Below are 15,109 nucleotides of genomic sequence, written 5' to 3'. Positions count from 1 at the left end.
CCCGCTGGGGCGCGCAGCGGCCCTGAAATCTGGCGCCGCGGTGTTTCAAACTCATTAGTCAGGGCCGTCTGGGGCTGCTGCGCAGCCCAGCGGGAGCAAGCTCCCTCGCCACCGAGCGCAGTGTCCATAGCCTTTGGGTGCTCCGGTGTTACATCGCGCAGACCACACGGTTGCGCCCGCTGGCCTTGGCCTGGTACAGCGCCTTGTCCGCGGCGAACAAGAGTTGTTCGAGTTTGCTGTACGGTCCCTGAGTCCAAGTGGCGATGCCGATACTGACCGTCATGGGCGCTTCCCCCTCGGACACCGGTGGCAGTTGTTCCACCGCGTCGCGAATATTCTGGGCCATGGTGAAGGCGCCAGCGGTGGTGGTCTCCGGCAGCACCACCGAGAACTCCTCACCGCCATAGCGCGCCGCCAGGTCGGCGGGGCGTCGGACATGCTGGCCGATCAATTGCGCCAAGGTGCGCAGGGCCTCGTCACCCTGCTGATGACCATGGCGATCGTTGAACGCCTTGAAATGATCGGCATCGATCATCAGCACAGACAACGGTTGGCCCGAACGTTGGGCGCGCAGCCATTCCTGTTGCAATGTCTCGTCCAGTGTTCGTCGGTTGGCCAGGCCTGTGAGGGCGTCGACGGACGCCAGTTGGGCCAATTCCCGTTCAGCTCTGTAACGGCGGCGCAATTCGCGGCGCAGCAGCCAGGTGAGCCAGAGCAAACCGATGCACAGCGCGCCGGTGGCGCCGCTGACCAACAATGCCGTGCGTTGCCATGAGGCGAAAACCTCTTGGTAGGAGAGCGCTACCACGACGATCAATGGCAGGTTGCCCACCTGGGAAAAGGTGTACAGCCGCTGTGTCTGATCAACACTGGAGATGCCGGTAAAACTGCCGTTACCTTCACGCAGGATGCGTACGAAGTTCGGTCGGTTGCTGAAGTCCTTGCCGATCATGTCGTCGGCCAGGGGCGGTTCCTGGGCCAGCAGAATCCCATCGCGGCTGACCAGGTTGACCGTCCCGTGGCCGACGTTCAGGCTTTTGAACAGCTGGCTGAAGTAGTTCAGGCGCATCGCGGCCTCGGCCACGCCCATGAACTCACCCCGCTCGTCGCTCAGTCGATAGCTGAAACTGATGCGCCAATCGTGGGTGGCACTCCTGGAACGGAACGGGCGACTGATCATCATGCCCAGGCTCGGGTCCTGGACATGGGACTGGAAATATTCCCGGTCGGCGTAATTGCCTTTGCGCGGTTCGACCGAGGCGGAGTCGGCGATTACATCGCCACGCTTGTCGAGCAGCAGGATGTCGCCTTTGTAGGGGGCGGCGGTGGCGCGGTCGAACAGCGCCAGATGGCGAATCGCCGGCGAAACGTCTTTCAGGTCGTCGCGTTTGGCGGCGGCGGCCAGACCTTGCAGCGACAGATCGTAGAGCTCCACGTTACGCAGCACATCGGCGTCAATCAATTGCACGATATTGGTCGCCGCACGTGTTGCCGCCTGCTGTGCGGCGGCATGTTCGCGGATCAACAGAAACGTCACGATGCTCAGGATGGCAATGACAACCAGCGAGCTGGCCAGTACGAATACCCGTTCCGAACGTCTCGAAAGCGGGGTGTTGCCGGGTGTCGCACTGCGCGCGCTCATGGTTCCGATGTCTGCATTGTCATGTGGCTGGGATCCGTCCCAAAGGATTGCAAACCGGCAATGAACCAGATGCTGGCCTTTTGCTGATTGTGCTTGGATCAATGAGAGCGGGCAATCAGTGTTTGCGCGATTACCCGGTAATTAATGAAAGCTGGGGGCGCGTTCGGACGGTATTCCGATTTTGCTACAGTTGGCTTTCGCCCAGCATTCATTGGCCTGGAAAGACCTGAAGAGGCGTACAAACTTATGGGAGGAGGGGCGTCAGGCTGGCAAGCGGATCCCGAACGTGTTGGCACCCTGGTCGCTGTGCACAAACACATCGCCACCATGCATCAGTGCAATGGCCTTGACGATGGCCAGCCCCAGCCCATGGTTGGCGCCACTGTTGCTGCGCGAGGCATCGACGCGATAGAAGCGTTCGAACAGGCGTGGCAGATGCTCGCCGGCAATCGGTTCGCCGGGGTTGGTGACGGCGAGGGTGATCTCGTCGCCAAGGGCTTCGATGCGCACGTCGATCACTTGCCCGGGCGCGGTGTGCTGTACGGCGTTGCTCAGCAGGTTGATCAGCGCCCGCCGCAGGTGAGCGATCTCGATGTTGGCCTGGGCGTCGCCGCTGACCCGGACCTGGACCTGGGCATCTTCCAGAATGAAATCCAGGTAATCGAGGGTGGTCGCCACTTCGCCGGCCAGGGAGGCGCTGGTCAACTTGGTGGCCTTGCTGCCCTGGTCGGCGCTGGCCAGGAATAGCATGTCGTTGATGATCGAGCGCAGCCGCTCCAGCTCCTCGAGATTCGATTGCAACACTTCGAAGTAATGTTCAGCCGAGCGGCCACGGGTCAGTGCCACCTGGGTCTGGCCGATCAGGTTGGTCAGGGGCGAGCGTAATTCATGGGCGACGTCGGCATTGAACGACTCCAGCCGCGAGTAAGCCTGTTCGACCCGGTCCAGTGTGGCGTTGAAGGAACTGACGAACTGGCTCAGCTCCGGCGGCAAGGGCGACAGTTGCAAGCGCCCGGACAGGCGGGGTGGGGCCAGGCGCCGGGCTTCCTCGGACAGCTTGATCAGCGGTTTGAGACCGATGCGTGCGACCCAGTAGCCCAGCAACGAGGCCAGGACTACGCCGACAATCGCCAGGCTCACCAGCGCCACCAACAGGCGATGCTGGGTCTGGTAGAAGGTCTCGGTGTCGATGCCGATCATGAAGCGCAGCGGCGGGCGTTGGTCCTTGGCCGGGAATTGGCTCACCAGCACTTTCATCGGGTAGTGCCGATGGGGCAACGTCAGGTCGCGCTTACCCAGCGGGCCTTGGGCAAAGGTGCGGATCTGCGCATCGGGATCGCCGTATTCAAAGCGCGGATCGTCGCTGACGATCCAGAAATGGATGCGCTTGTCTTCTTCACCGAGCAATCGCAGCTTGTTGTTGATCTTCACCCAGTGTTCAGGCGTGCCGTAGCGGCCGACGGTGGACTCCAGGACACTGTAGCGGGCATCGAGCTCGGCTTCGGGCAACAGGCCCAGGCCCTTGCCGACCTGTTGGTACAAAGCGCCCCCGATCAACAGGAACACCAGCGCCGCCACCAGCGTGAACATGGCGCTCAAGCGCAGGGCGATGCTCTCAGGGACGCTCATCGCTGCGACTCTCCAGCACATAACCCATGCCGCGAATGGTGTGCAGCAACTTCTGTTCGAACGGCCCGTCGAGCTTGGCCCGCAAGCGTTTGATCGCCACTTCCACCACGTTGGCGTCACTGTCGAAGTTGATGTCCCAGACCATTTCGGCAATGGCGGTTTTCGAGAGGATTTCGCCCTGGCGGCGAGCCAGGACGCTGAGCAGGGAGAACTCCTTGGCGGTCAGGTCCAGGCGTTGGCCGGCGCGGGTGGCCTTGCGGCTGATCAGGTCGATCCACAGGTCGGCGATGCTCACCTGCACCGGTTCATGGCCGCCGCTGCGGCGGGTCAGGGCTTGCAGGCGCGCCACCAGTTCGAGGAAGGAGAAGGGCTTGCCCAGGTAGTCATCGGCCCCGTCGCGCAAGCCCTTGATGCGGTCTTCGACCCGTTCCCGGGCGGTGAGCATGATCACCGGTGTCTGCTTGCGGGCGCGCAGGGCCCGCAGTACGCCGAAGCCGTCCAGGCCCGGCAGCATCACGTCGAGCACGATCACCGCATAGTCGGTTTCCAGGGCCAGGTGCAGCCCTTCGATACCGTCTGGCGCCACGTCCACGGTGTAGCCCTGTTCGGTCAGGCCGCGGTGCAGGTAGTCCGCGGTTTTTTCTTCGTCTTCAATGATCAGAACGCGCATGGCCCCGCCTCAGTGGTCTGTGCTCGCCAGCGCCGCCGTCGGCGCCGACCCTGGCTGATGGGCGGGCCGATGGAACACTCGCTCGAGCCACAAGTATATGACCGGTGTCGTGAACAGCGTCAGCGCCTGGCTCACCAACAGGCCGCCCACCACCGCGATGCCCAGGGGCTGGCGCAGTTCCGCGCCGGGGCCATAGCCGAGCATCAGCGGCAGGGCTCCGAGCAGGGCCGCCAGGGTGGTCATCATGATCGGGCGGAAGCGTGTCAGGCACGCCTGGAAAATCGCCTCCTGGGGGGCCAGCCCTTTGTTGCGCTGGGCGTCGAGGGCGAAGTCGATCATCAGGATGCCGTTCTTCTTGACGATCCCGATCAGCAGCACCAGCCCGATCAGCGCCATGATCGAAAAGTCCTGGCCCAGCAGCCAGAGCATGATCAGCGCGCCGAGGCCGGCCGAGGGCAGGGTGGAGATGATCGTCAGCGGGTGCACGAAACTCTCGTAGAGCACGCCGAGAATGATGTACACGGCCACCAGCGCGGCGAGGATCAGCCACGGCTGGCTCGCCAGCGAGCTTTGGAAGGCCTGGGCCGCACCCTGGAAATTGCCAGTGATGGCTGCCGGCATGCCGATTTCGTTCTTCGCCTGGTCGAGCAGGCGCACCGCGTCTCCCAGGGCCACGCCGGGCGCCAGGTTGAACGACAGGTTGGCGGCCGGGAACATGCCGTCGTGGGCAATCGACAGCGGGCCGTTGCTCGGCGCATCGAAGCGGGCCAGGGCCGAGAGCGGCACCATTTCCCCACTCAGGGGCGAACGCAGGTAGAAATACGCCAGGCTTTCGGCCTTGCCCCGCTGCGCGGTATCGAGCTCCAGGATCACGTTGTACTGGTTGGTCTCGGTCTGGAATTCATTGATCTGCCGCTGGCCGAAGGCGTCGTACAGGGCCTGGTCGACATCGGTGGCGGTGAGGCCGAAGCGCGCCGCCGCGCTGCGGTCGATGTTGATGTGGGTGATGCTGCCGCCCAGTTGCAGGTCGTTGGAGATGTCACGGAACGCCGGGTTGCCGCGCAGCTTGTCGGTGAGTTTTTGCGTCCAGGCGTTGAGGCTCGGCCCGTCGTTGCTCTTGAGCACGTATTGATACTGGGCGCGGCTGGGGCCGGAGCTGAGGTTGATGTCCTGCCCGGCCCTGAGGTACAGCACCACGCCGGGGATTTTCAGCAGTTGCGGGCGGATCCGGTCGATGAAGCCGCTGGCCGACACATCACGCTCGCCCCGGGGCTTGAGGGCGATCCAGAAACGGCCGTTGGCGATGGTCTGGTTGTTGCCCGAGACGCCGACGGAGTGGGAGAAGGTCTGCACCGCAGGGTCGGCGGCGACGATGTCGGCCAGGGCCTTGTGCTTGGCCACCATGTCCGGGAACGACACATCGGCGGCGGCTTCGCTGGTGCCCAGCACCAGGCCGGTGTCCTGTACCGGGAAGAAACCCTTGGGAATGAACACATAGCCCACCACCGCCATCGCCAGGGTCAGGCCGAACACGCCGATCATCAGCTTCTGATGGGCCAGGGCCTTGCGCAGGCCCCGCTCATACCCGCCCAGCAGGCGTTCGCCGAACCCCGCCTTGCCATGGGCGTGATGCACCGGGGCGCGCATGAACAGCGCGGCCAGGGTCGGCGCCAACGTGAGGGACACGACCACCGAGATCAGGATGGTCGAGGTGGCGGTCAGGGCAAACTCCTTGAACAGGCGCCCGACCACGCCGCCCATGAACAGCAGCGGAATGAACGCGGCGATCAGCGAGAAACTGATGGAGACCACGGTAAAGCCGATTTCGCCGGCCCCCTTGATCGCCGCCTCGCGCATGCCATCGCCGGCCTCCAGGTGCCGGTGGATGTTCTCCACCACCACAATCGCATCGTCCACCACGAACCCTACCGAGATGACGATCGCCACCAGGGTCAGGTTGTTCAGGCTGAAACCCATCACGTACATCAGGGCAAAACTGGCGGTCAGCGACACCCCCAGCACCGCCGAGACGATCAGGGTCGCCGAGAGCTGGCGCAGGAACAACGCCATCACCGCCACCACCAGCAGCACCGCGATCAGCAAGGTGATTTCCACTTCGTGCAGCGAGGCGCGAATAGTCTGGGTGCGGTCGATCAGCACCTTGACCTGCACCGCCGCGGGCAACATGGCTTGCAGGGTGGGCAGGGCCGCCTGGATGCGGTCGACGGTCTCGACGATATTGGCCCCCGGTTGCCGGAAAATCACCAGGTTGACCCCGGGCTCGTTGTCGGACCAGGCCTGGACGTAGGCGTTTTCCGAGCCGTTGACCACCTTGGCGATGTCCTTGAGGTGAACCGGTGCCCCGTCCCGGTAGGACACGATCAGCTCTCCGTACTCCGCAGGCTTGAACAACTGGTCGTTGGTGGACAGGGTGGAAATACTCGATTCACCGTACAAGGCGCCCTTGGCCAGGTTGAGGCTGGCCTGTTGGAGCGCCAGGCGAATGTCCGCCAGGGTCAGGCCGATGGCGGCGAGCCGGTCGGCCGAGGCCTGGACCCGGATCGCCGGACGTTGCTGGCCGGTGATGTAGATTTGTCCTACGCCATCGATCTGGCTGATCTGACGGGAGAGCAGGGTTTCGACGTAGTCGCTCAGTTCGGTGCCGGGCATCAGCGTGGAACTGATGCTGAGGATCAGCACCGGACTGTCGGCGGGGTTGACCTTGCGCCAGGTCGGCAGGTTCGGCATGTCGTTGGGCAGTTTGCCGGCGGCGGTGTTGATCGCCGCCTGCACTTCCTGGGCGGCGGTGTCGATGCTTTTATCGAGGCTGAATTGCAGGATCAGGTTGGTCGAGCCCAGGGCGCTGCTGGAGGTCATCTGGGTAATGCCGGGAATGGCACTGAATTGCACTTCCAGCGGCGTCGCCACCGACGACGCCATGGTTTCGGGGCTGGCCCCGGGCAACTGGGCGTTGACCTGGATGGTTGGGAATTCCGCCTCCGGCAACGGCGCGACGGGCAGGCGAGGAAACGCGATCACCCCCAGCAGCACCAGGGCAAAGGTCAGCAGTACCGTGGCGATAGGGTGGTCGATGCACCACGCCGAAACCGAACCGCGCCCCTTCATGGCTGCGGCTCCGCGGTCTTGGCCAGGGCGGGTGGATCGCTGAGCACCTGGATGTGGCTGCCCGGCTTGAGCCGCGACTGGCCGTCGCTCACCAGTTGGTCGCCGGCATTCACCCCCTTGATGATGTGCAGGTCGCTGTCCTGGTAAACCATCACCACCGGCACGCTCTCGACCTTGTCGCCCTTTATGCGGTACACGAAGTGTTGCTCCAGGCCGCGCTGGACCACAGTAGGCGGTACCACCAGGGCGTCCTTGTCGATGGCGGTCTGGATTTTCAGTGTCACCAGTTGCCCCGGCCACAGCCGTTGCGCGGCGTTGTTGAATTCAGCCTTGGCCCGCAGAGTTCCGGTGTTGGCGTTGATCTGGTTGTCGATGAGGCTCAGGCGCCCCTCGCCGAGCAGCTCCCCGGTGGCGCCATCGGCGCCGATATAGGCCTTGACCAAGGCTTGCTCGGGGGCGGCGATCAACCGTTGCAAGGTGGGCAGCATTTGCTGGGGCAGGGAGAACTCCACGGCGATGGGGTCGATCTGGGTCACCGTGAACAGGCCTTCGGCGTCGCTGGTGCGCAGGAAGTTGCCTTCGTCCACGTTGCGAATGCCGACGCGACCGCTCACCGGGGAGCGGATCTGGGTATAGGACAGTTGCACCTGTGCCGAGTCAATGGCCGCCTGGTTGCCCTGGGCGGTCGCCTTGAGCTGGTTGACCAGCGCCTGTTGCTGGTCGTAGGTCTGCTTCGAGACGCCGTCATCGACGCTCAGCAATTTGTAGCGCTTGAGATTGACCTGGGCCACCGCCAGTTGTGCCTGGCTTTCGCCGAGCTGGGCCCGGGCCTGGTCGAGGCTGGCGCGGATCGAGCGGTCGTCGATGGTCGCCAGCAGGTCACCCTTCTTGACCAGTTGCCCCTCCTTGACCAGCAGTTGGGTGAGGATGCCGTCGATCTGCGGGCGGATCACCACGCTGTGCAGCGACAGCACCGTGCCGATGCCGCTGGCGAAGCGCGGTACATCCTTTTGCATCACGCTGACGGCCCGTACCGGAACGGCGGCGGGAGCGCCGGGCCTGGCGGTCACGGGCTTGAGCACAAACCAGAGGGCGAGGGCCGCCAGGGCGATCAGCAGCACGACAATCAGGACAGTTTTCTTCTGGATGCGCATGGATATGAAGGGCCGGTTCGAGACGCAAGAGTTGGAGCTTTCTTATATAGCGTTGCGAGCCGGTCAGGAAGGTGACGCCTAACTGACAGGCTTGTCAGTTTTGTCCCGGCTTGTTGTCGGATGAATGCATATGCCGGATGAAACTGCCAGCGCGCAGTGATATCGGGCAGGTATACTGCCGCCTTTCGCGGCTCGCCCTTCGGGCCCGACTTGCATGCATGACCCGGAGCCTTACATGACTTCCCCGACACCTTCGCCCGCGGACGATCTCCCCGGCGGCGAACAGGCCGATTTGCCCGTCAGCGATGTTTCCAGCAGCGAGGACATCAAAGCGGCGATCCCGGCTTTCAAATTCCCGTTCAAACCTGGTGAACTGGCGGCGGCCAAGGGCGCCGGGCAACAGCCGTGGTACAAGAACGGCGCGAAGAATGGCCATACCAAGACCCCGGGCGCTGCGCCTCCCGGCACGCGGCGTTCCATGGGCAAGCGCTGAATTGCTCCTTCGAGCACGGGGGCGACTTCAGCTCGTGACCCGTGCGCCTGCCAGGCTGCCACTCAATTCGTAAGCCGTCAGCTCAGCCTGGTGCGCCGCGAGAATTTCCGGCAACGAGCCGCGCAGGTACTCGACCCAGGTCTTGATCTTCGCATCCAGGTATTGGCGCGACGGGTAGATGGCGTAGAGGTTCAGTTCCTGGGAGCGGTAGTTGGGCATGACCCGCACCAGCGTGCCGTTGCGCAAGCCTTCGATGGCCGCGTACACCGGCAATACCCCCACGCCCATGCCGCTGGTGATCGCGGTTTTCATCGCATCGGCGGAGTTCACCAGGAACGGTGAACTGTTGATGGTGACCATCTCTTGGCCTTCCGGGCCGTCGAACACCCATTTTTCCAGCGGGATGACCGGGCTGACCAGGCGCAGGCAGGCGTGGTTGAGCAGGTCGCTGGGTTTTTGCGGGCAGCCGCTGGCTTTCACGTAGGCGGGCGAGGCGCAGACAATGCTGTAGGTGATCCCCAGGCGCTGGGAGACGAAGCCCGAATCCGGCAGTTCGCTGGCGAGCACGATGGAGACGTCGTAGCCCTCATCGAGGATGTCCGGCACCCGGTTGGCCAGGGTCAGGTCGAAGGTCACGTCCGGATGCGTCTTGCGGTAGCGGGCGATGGCGTCGATCACGAAATGCTGGCCGATGCCGGTCATGGTGTGGACCTTCAACTGCCCGGCCGGTCGCGCGTGGGCGTCGCTGGCCTCGGCTTCCGCTTCTTCGACGTAAGCCAGGATCTGCTCGCAACGCAGCAAGTAGCGTTTACCCGCCTCGGTGAGTGCAATGCGCCGCGTGGTGCGGTTGAGCAGGCGGGTTTGCAGATGGGCTTCCAGGTTGGAAACCGCACGCGAGACGTTGGCTGTGGTGGTATCCAGTTGCACGGCGGCGGCGGTGAAACTGCCGGCTTCGGCCACACAGCTGAACGCGCGCATGTTTTGCAAGGTGTCCATGGAGGGCTCTCTTGGGAGGTGGCAAATTGTGACATGAAGTTACAGAGATGCGGGACCCGACTAATGGATTATCGCGTTAACGGTAACAAAGATTCGCAGAAAGGTCGGCTTATCGCCGTTCGGCGGGGTGCCTAGAATTGCCGCCAAAGCAGGAGCGGGCCTTGGTGGGCACCTGTGGGAGCGAGCTTGCTCGCGATGAGGTCATTGCATTCAACATTTGAGGTGAATGTCCGGACGCCATCGCGAGCAAGCTCGCTCCCACAAGTTTGCGTCAACAGGCAGCCATCCTCGTCGTCATGCCCCTCCCTCAGGAATTTTGCGCAAGTGCCGCGTCGCATCAGCAGAGAGCTGAAGACTCTCAGTGTTTGGGTTCTGACATTAACCATCAGCGGTTGCATTGGCACAGGTGGTATTGCACCGCAAGGCCAGGTGTTGCCGGCCAATCAACTGGCGACCGATGCCGCCATCCGCGAGGCCGCCCGCGACGCCCGCTGGCCCACCCGCCAGTGGTGGCAAGCCTATGGCGATCGGCAACTGGATCGCTGGATCGACCTGGCCGTGCAAGGCAGCCCGAGCCTGGCCATGGCCGCGGCGCGAGTACGCCAGGCCAAGGCCATGGCCGGTATTGCCGAGGCCGCCGAGTCGTTGCAGATCAATGGCGAGTCGACCCTCAAGCGCCATAACTGGCCCACCGATCAGTTCTACGGCCCGGGCGAGTTGGCCGACACCACGACCTGGGACAACAATGCTGCCCTGGGCTTGAGTTATGCCCTGGACCTGTGGGGCCGTGAGCGCAATGCCAGCGAACGGGCGGTTGACCTGGCCCACGTCAGCGTCGCCGAGGCACGGCAGGCGCAACTGGAATTGCAGAACAACATCGTGCGCGCCTACATCCAGTTTTCGTTGCACTACGCCCAGCGCGATATCGTCGCTGCGACCCTGCGCCAACAAGAGCAGATTCTCGACCTGGCGCAGAAGCGCCTGGACGGTGGCATCGGCACCCATTTCGAAGTCAGCCAGGCCCAGGCGCCACTGCCCGAGACCCATCGCCAACTCGATGCCCTGGACGAGGCCATCGCCTTGAGCCGCAATCAATTGGCGGCCTTGGCGGGCAAGGGACCGGGAGCGGGTGCGCAGTTGCAACGTCCGACCCTGGTCCTCGGCGCGCCCTTGAAGCTGCCGTCGGCCTTGCCCGCCGAACTGCTTGGCCAGCGTCCGGATGTGGTGGCCGGGCGTTGGCAAGTGGCGGCCCAGGCCCGGGGCATCGATGTGGCGCGGGCCGGCTTCTATCCCAACGTCGACCTGGTGGGGAGCCTCGGCTACATGGCCACCGGTGGCGGGGCGCTGGAGTTTTTGACCGGCAAGAAACTCACCTACAACGTCGGGCCGGCGATCACGTTGCCGATCTTCGACGGCGGGCGCCTGCGTTCGCAGTTGGGCGAGGCGGCCGCCGGGTATGACATCGCCCTGGCGCACTACAACCAGACACTGGTGAACGCGCTCAAGAGCATTTCCGATCAGTTGATCCGTCGCGAATCCATGGACAAGCAGCAGGCCTTCGCCGCCGAATCGGTGGCCGCGGCCCAGCGTACCTACGACATCGCAAAGGTGGCGTTCCAGCGCGGCCTGACGGACTACCTCAATGTGCTCAACGCCCAAAGCCTGTTGTTCAAGCAGCAACAGGTGCAACAACAGGTGGAGGCGGCTCGCCTGACGGCCCATGCCGATCTGGTGACGGCGTTGGGCGGTGGGCTGGACTCTGTAGGAGCTGTCGAGTGCAACGAGGCTGCGATCTTTCCCCCGACACTTGAGTCTCAAGCGAAAGATCAAAAGATCAAAAGATCGCAGCCTTCGGCAGCTCCTACACAGCGCCTACACAGTTCCGACAAGGCACAACCCAAGCGGGAGCAAGCTCCCTCGCCACGATGCGTAAGCAGCATCCAATGATGTCTTTACTTGCCCCCGCACGCCGGCTGTATCGCCTCGAATGGCGCCGTGGTTTCTTCGACTGGGCCCGCAGCGACGGGGTGACCTGGGTCTATATCTTCAAGGTCCTGTTTGCCGCGTTCCTGACCTTGTGGCTGGCGATGCGCCTGGAATTGCCACAACCGCGCACGGCCATGATCACCGTGTTCATCGTCATGCAGCCCCAGAGCGGGCAGGTGTTCGCCAAGAGCTTCTACCGTTTCCTCGGCACCCTGGCGGGTTCTGCGGTGATGGTGGCGCTGATCGCCCTGTTCGCCCAGAACACCGAGCTGTTCCTTGGTTGCCTGGCGATTTGGGTCGGCATCTGTTCGGCAGGGGCGGCGCGGTATCGTAACTTCCGTGCCTATGGTTTCGTGCTGGCTGGCTACACCGCGGCGATGATCGGCTTGCCAGCGTTGGCCCACCCCGAAGGGGCGTTCATGGCGGCGGTCTGGCGGGTGCTGGAGATTTCCCTGGGAATTCTCTGCTCGACCCTGGTCAGTGCCGCGATCCTGCCGCAAACCGCCAGCGCCGCCATGCGCAACGCCTTGTACCAGCGCTTTGGCGTGTTCGCCCTGTTTGTCACCGACGGCTTGCGCGGACGCAGCAAGCGGGAGGCCTTCGAGGCCGGTAACGTGCGCTTTATCGCCGAAGCCGTCGGCCTGGAGAGCCTGCGCAGCGTGACGGTGTTCGAAGACCCACACATGCGTCGGCGCAATGGCCGGCTCAGTCGCTTGAACAGTGAATTCATGGGTGTCACCACCCGTTTCAATGCCTTGCACCAATTGCTCGAACGCTTGCGCGGCGGGGTGGCGGATCATGTGGTGAACGCCATCAAGCCTGGTTTGCAAAACCTGGCCGAGCTGCTGGACGGCTTCAGCGCACGGGCCTTGACCGACGCCGACGCAGCGCGGTTGGCGGCGGCGCTGGCAGACTACAAGGCCGACCTGCCGGCCCAGGTACGGCGCTTGCGGGCAGCGTTCCAGGGCACCGCGCCAAGCGATGGCGAGCAGTTGGACTTTCATACCGCTTATGAGCTGCTTTATCGCTTTGTCGACGACTTGCACGGCTACGCCCTGACCCATGCCTCCCTGGCCGAGCATCGCCACGAGCGCGAGCGCTGGGACGAACCGTTCGTGCCCCAGACCAACTGGCTGGCCGCCGCGGCATCGGGGTTTCGCGCCGCTTTCATCCTGCTGGTCCTGGGCAGCTATTGGGTCGCCACGGCCTGGCCGAGCGGCGCGACCATGACCATGATCGCCGCGGCCACCGTGGGCCTCTCGGCCGCCACCCCGAACCCCAAGCGCATGGCTTTCCAGATGGCCTGCGGTACGTTGTTCGGGGCGCTGGTCGGCTTCGTCGAGATGTTTTTCATTTTCCCGCTGATCGATGGTTTTCCGTTGCTCTGCGTGATGCTCGCTCCCGTCATCATGTTCGGTTCGTTCCTCAGTTCCAGGCCGCAATACGCCGGGGTCGGCCTGGGGCTGCTGATTTTCTTTTGCACCGGCTCAGTGCCGGACAACCTGACGGTCTACAACCCTTACGCCTTCATCAACGACTACATCGCGATGATCCTCGGCATGTTGGTGTGCGCCGCTGCCGGGGCGATCATCCTGCCGCCCAACAGCCGCTGGTTGTGGCGTCGATTGGAGCAGGACCTGCGCGAGCAAGTGGTGTTCGCCATTAGCGGTCGTCTGAAGGCGCTGGCCTCGAGTTTTGAGAGCCGCACCCGCGACCTGCTGCACCAGGCCTACGGTCTGGCGGCGGGGCAACCCCAAGTGCAACGGGACTTGCTGCGCTGGATGTTCGTGGTGCTGGAAGTCGGCCACGCGATCATTGAGTTGCGCAAGGAGCAGGCCATCTTGCCGGTGCACCCGGCGTATGCCGAAGGCCAGCCATGGCGCCAGGCGATTCGGGTGATGGGGCGGGCGCTGGTGCGACTGTTCCGCCAGCCGGGCCAGAGCAATCTGGAGCGTGCGTTGGTGGCGGTGGATCATGCCATCGGCCGCGTGCAGGCCACCGACGAACCCTTCGCCCCGCATTTCGACACCTCGGCCCTGCGCCGGGTGAAAAGCTACCTGCATTTCATCCGCACTTCGCTGCTGGACCCGCAATCGCCATTGGCCGGCTATGCCATGGCGCATGCCACATCGCTTCCCCAGGAACCTGAACATGCCCCGTGAGATCGCCTTCCATGGCGTGTACATGCCCACCATGACCCTGATGTTTTTCATCGCCGCCGGCCTGGCCTGGGCCTTGGACCGCTTCCTGTCGGGGTTGGACCTGTACCGTTTCTTCTGGCACCCGGCGTTGTTGCGCCTGAGTCTGTTTACCTGTCTGTTCGGCGCGCTGGCGCTGACGGTCTACCGTTGAGATCGATGCGATGAAAAAGTTTTTCAGCCTGCTGGCGACGCTGTTGGTACTGGCCCTGGCGTTGTGGATCGGCCGTACGCTGTGGGTCCATTACATGAACACGCCCTGGACCCGCGATGGCCGGGTGCGGGCCGACATCATCAATGTGGCCGCCGATGTCAGCGGCGAGGTGGTCGAGGTGTCGGTGCGCGACAACCAGTCGGTGAAAAAGGGCGACTTGTTGATGCGCATCGACCCCGAGCATTACCGCATCGCCGTGAAGCAGGCGCGCTCCCTGGTGGCGTCGCGCAAGGCCACCTGGGAGATGCGCAAGGTCAACGCCCATCGACGTGCCGACTTGGACAGCCTGGTGATCTCCCGGGAAAACCGCGACGACGCCAGCAACATCGCCGACTCGGCCCTGGCCGACTACCAGCAGGCCGAGGCCCAGTTGGAAGCCGCGGAGCTGAACCTGTCGCGCACCGACGTTCGCGCGGCGGTGGATGGCTACGTCACCAACCTCAACGTGCACCGCGGCGACTATGCGCGCATCGGCGAGGCGAAAATGGCCGTGGTGGACATGCATTCGTTCTGGGTCTACGGCTTCTTCGAAGAGACCAAATTGCCCAAGGTGCGGGTCGGCGATTCGGCGCAGTTGCAGTTGATGAGCGGTGAGACGCTCAAGGGCCATGTGGAAAGTATTTCCCGAGGCATCTACGACCGCGACAACCCCGAAAGCCGCGAACTGATCGCCGATGTGAACCCCACGTTCAACTGGGTTCGCCTGGCCCAGCGAGTGCCGGTGCGCATTCATCTGGATGACGTGCCGGACGGCGTGCTGCTGGCGGCGGGGATGACCTGCACGGTGGTGGTGGAGCCCCACGCCAAGCGCTGAGGCATCGCATCATTTGTGGGGGGATGGTGAGATTTGATCTACACCACAAATCCCTGTGGGAGCGAGCTTGCTCGCGATAGCGGTGGTTCAGCCGCATCGAGGGTGGCAGACACGCCGTCATCGCGAGCAAGCTCGCTCCCACATTTTTTCCGGGGTGATGGCGAGATTTGGTGTACACCACAAGTCT

Annotated in this window: 11 protein-coding genes; 5 read left to right on the top strand and 6 right to left on the bottom strand. The window is 63.6% G+C overall.

Going from position 1 to position 15,109, the window contains the following annotated elements:
- Positions 1–148: 148 nt before the first annotated feature.
- From J4E53_RS25720 to J4E53_RS25700, 5 genes are all read right to left on the bottom strand, one after another.
- Positions 149–1,642: a sensor domain-containing diguanylate cyclase gene (locus J4E53_RS25720; RefSeq protein ID WP_103310975.1), complete on the bottom strand. Its 1,494-nt coding sequence runs from the start codon at positions 1,640–1,642 to the stop codon at positions 149–151.
- 261 nt (positions 1,643–1,903) lie between these two features.
- Positions 1,904–3,271 (bottom strand): heavy metal sensor histidine kinase, encoded by a 1,368-nt coding sequence (locus tag J4E53_RS25715; RefSeq protein ID WP_103310977.1) that lies wholly within the window; start codon positions 3,269–3,271, stop codon positions 1,904–1,906.
- Positions 3,258–3,941 (bottom strand): heavy metal response regulator transcription factor, encoded by a 684-nt coding sequence (locus J4E53_RS25710; RefSeq protein WP_060740762.1) that lies wholly within the window; start codon positions 3,939–3,941, stop codon positions 3,258–3,260. The genes J4E53_RS25715 and J4E53_RS25710 overlap by 14 nt, the downstream gene beginning before the upstream one ends.
- Positions 3,942–3,950: 9 nt before the next feature.
- Positions 3,951–7,067, bottom strand: coding sequence for a multidrug efflux RND transporter permease subunit (locus J4E53_RS25705; protein WP_103310978.1), 3,117 nt, complete (start codon positions 7,065–7,067; stop codon positions 3,951–3,953).
- Entirely contained in the window at positions 7,064–8,221 is a 1,158-nt protein-coding gene (locus tag J4E53_RS25700) for an efflux RND transporter periplasmic adaptor subunit (protein WP_060740764.1), read from the bottom strand. The genes J4E53_RS25705 and J4E53_RS25700 overlap by 4 nt, the downstream gene beginning before the upstream one ends.
- Positions 8,222–8,456: 235 nt before the next feature.
- Here J4E53_RS25700 and J4E53_RS25695 point away from each other — a divergent pair, with 235 nt between their 5' ends.
- Positions 8,457–8,714, top strand: a complete 258-nt coding sequence (locus J4E53_RS25695) for a hypothetical protein (protein ID WP_060740765.1) — start codon at positions 8,457–8,459, stop codon at positions 8,712–8,714.
- A gap of 27 nt (positions 8,715–8,741) precedes the next feature.
- Here the strand turns inward: J4E53_RS25695 and J4E53_RS25690 are convergent, their stop codons facing one another.
- Positions 8,742–9,710, bottom strand: a complete 969-nt coding sequence (locus J4E53_RS25690; protein ID WP_060740766.1) for a LysR family transcriptional regulator — start codon at positions 9,708–9,710, stop codon at positions 8,742–8,744.
- Between the two features lie 324 nt (positions 9,711–10,034).
- On the opposite strand from J4E53_RS25690, the gene J4E53_RS25685 reads away from it, so the two are divergent.
- The 4 genes from J4E53_RS25685 to J4E53_RS25670 are packed head-to-tail and all read left to right on the top strand — an operon-like array spanning position 10,035 to position 14,922.
- A complete protein-coding gene (locus J4E53_RS25685) occupies positions 10,035–11,657 on the top strand; it encodes an efflux transporter outer membrane subunit (protein ID WP_256587281.1) in 1,623 nt (540 codons plus the stop codon).
- Complete coding sequence (locus J4E53_RS25680) at positions 11,654–13,858, top strand: FUSC family protein (protein ID WP_103311318.1); 2,205 nt, start codon at positions 11,654–11,656, stop codon at positions 13,856–13,858. The genes J4E53_RS25685 and J4E53_RS25680 overlap by 4 nt, the downstream gene beginning before the upstream one ends.
- The gene (locus tag J4E53_RS25675) at positions 13,848–14,048 is read left to right on the top strand and encodes a DUF1656 domain-containing protein (protein WP_003205331.1); all 201 of its coding nucleotides are present in this window, start codon (positions 13,848–13,850) and stop codon (positions 14,046–14,048) included. Before J4E53_RS25680 ends, J4E53_RS25675 begins: the two co-directional genes overlap by 11 nt.
- 10 nt (positions 14,049–14,058) lie before the next feature.
- Positions 14,059–14,922 (top strand): HlyD family secretion protein, encoded by an 864-nt coding sequence (locus tag J4E53_RS25670; RefSeq protein ID WP_103311316.1) that lies wholly within the window; start codon positions 14,059–14,061, stop codon positions 14,920–14,922.
- Positions 14,923–15,109: the final 187 nt, after the last annotated feature.

The organism is Pseudomonas sp. FW305-28, from assembly GCF_017351395.1.
Lineage (GTDB): Bacteria > Pseudomonadota > Gammaproteobacteria > Pseudomonadales > Pseudomonadaceae > Aquipseudomonas > Aquipseudomonas fluorescens_AA.
Note: the sequence above shows the minus strand (reverse complement) of the source record. Positions and strands in the feature narration are given on the sequence as shown.

Coding starts and splice junctions, on each gene's coding strand:
- J4E53_RS25720 (WP_103310975.1), bottom strand. CDS start 1,642: ATGAGCGCGCGCAGTGCGACACCCGGCAACACCCCGCTTTCGAGACGT.
- J4E53_RS25715 (WP_103310977.1), bottom strand. CDS start 3,271: ATGAGCGTCCCTGAGAGCATCGCCCTGCGCTTGAGCGCCATGTTCACG.
- J4E53_RS25710 (WP_060740762.1), bottom strand. CDS start 3,941: ATGCGCGTTCTGATCATTGAAGACGAAGAAAAAACCGCGGACTACCTG.
- J4E53_RS25705 (WP_103310978.1), bottom strand. CDS start 7,067: ATGAAGGGGCGCGGTTCGGTTTCGGCGTGGTGCATCGACCACCCTATC.
- J4E53_RS25700 (WP_060740764.1), bottom strand. CDS start 8,221: ATGCGCATCCAGAAGAAAACTGTCCTGATTGTCGTGCTGCTGATCGCC.
- J4E53_RS25695 (WP_060740765.1), top strand. CDS start 8,457: ATGACTTCCCCGACACCTTCGCCCGCGGACGATCTCCCCGGCGGCGAA.
- J4E53_RS25690 (WP_060740766.1), bottom strand. CDS start 9,710: ATGGACACCTTGCAAAACATGCGCGCGTTCAGCTGTGTGGCCGAAGCC.
- J4E53_RS25680 (WP_103311318.1), top strand. CDS start 11,654: ATGATGTCTTTACTTGCCCCCGCACGCCGGCTGTATCGCCTCGAATGG.
- J4E53_RS25675 (WP_003205331.1), top strand. CDS start 13,848: ATGCCCCGTGAGATCGCCTTCCATGGCGTGTACATGCCCACCATGACC.
- J4E53_RS25670 (WP_103311316.1), top strand. CDS start 14,059: ATGAAAAAGTTTTTCAGCCTGCTGGCGACGCTGTTGGTACTGGCCCTG.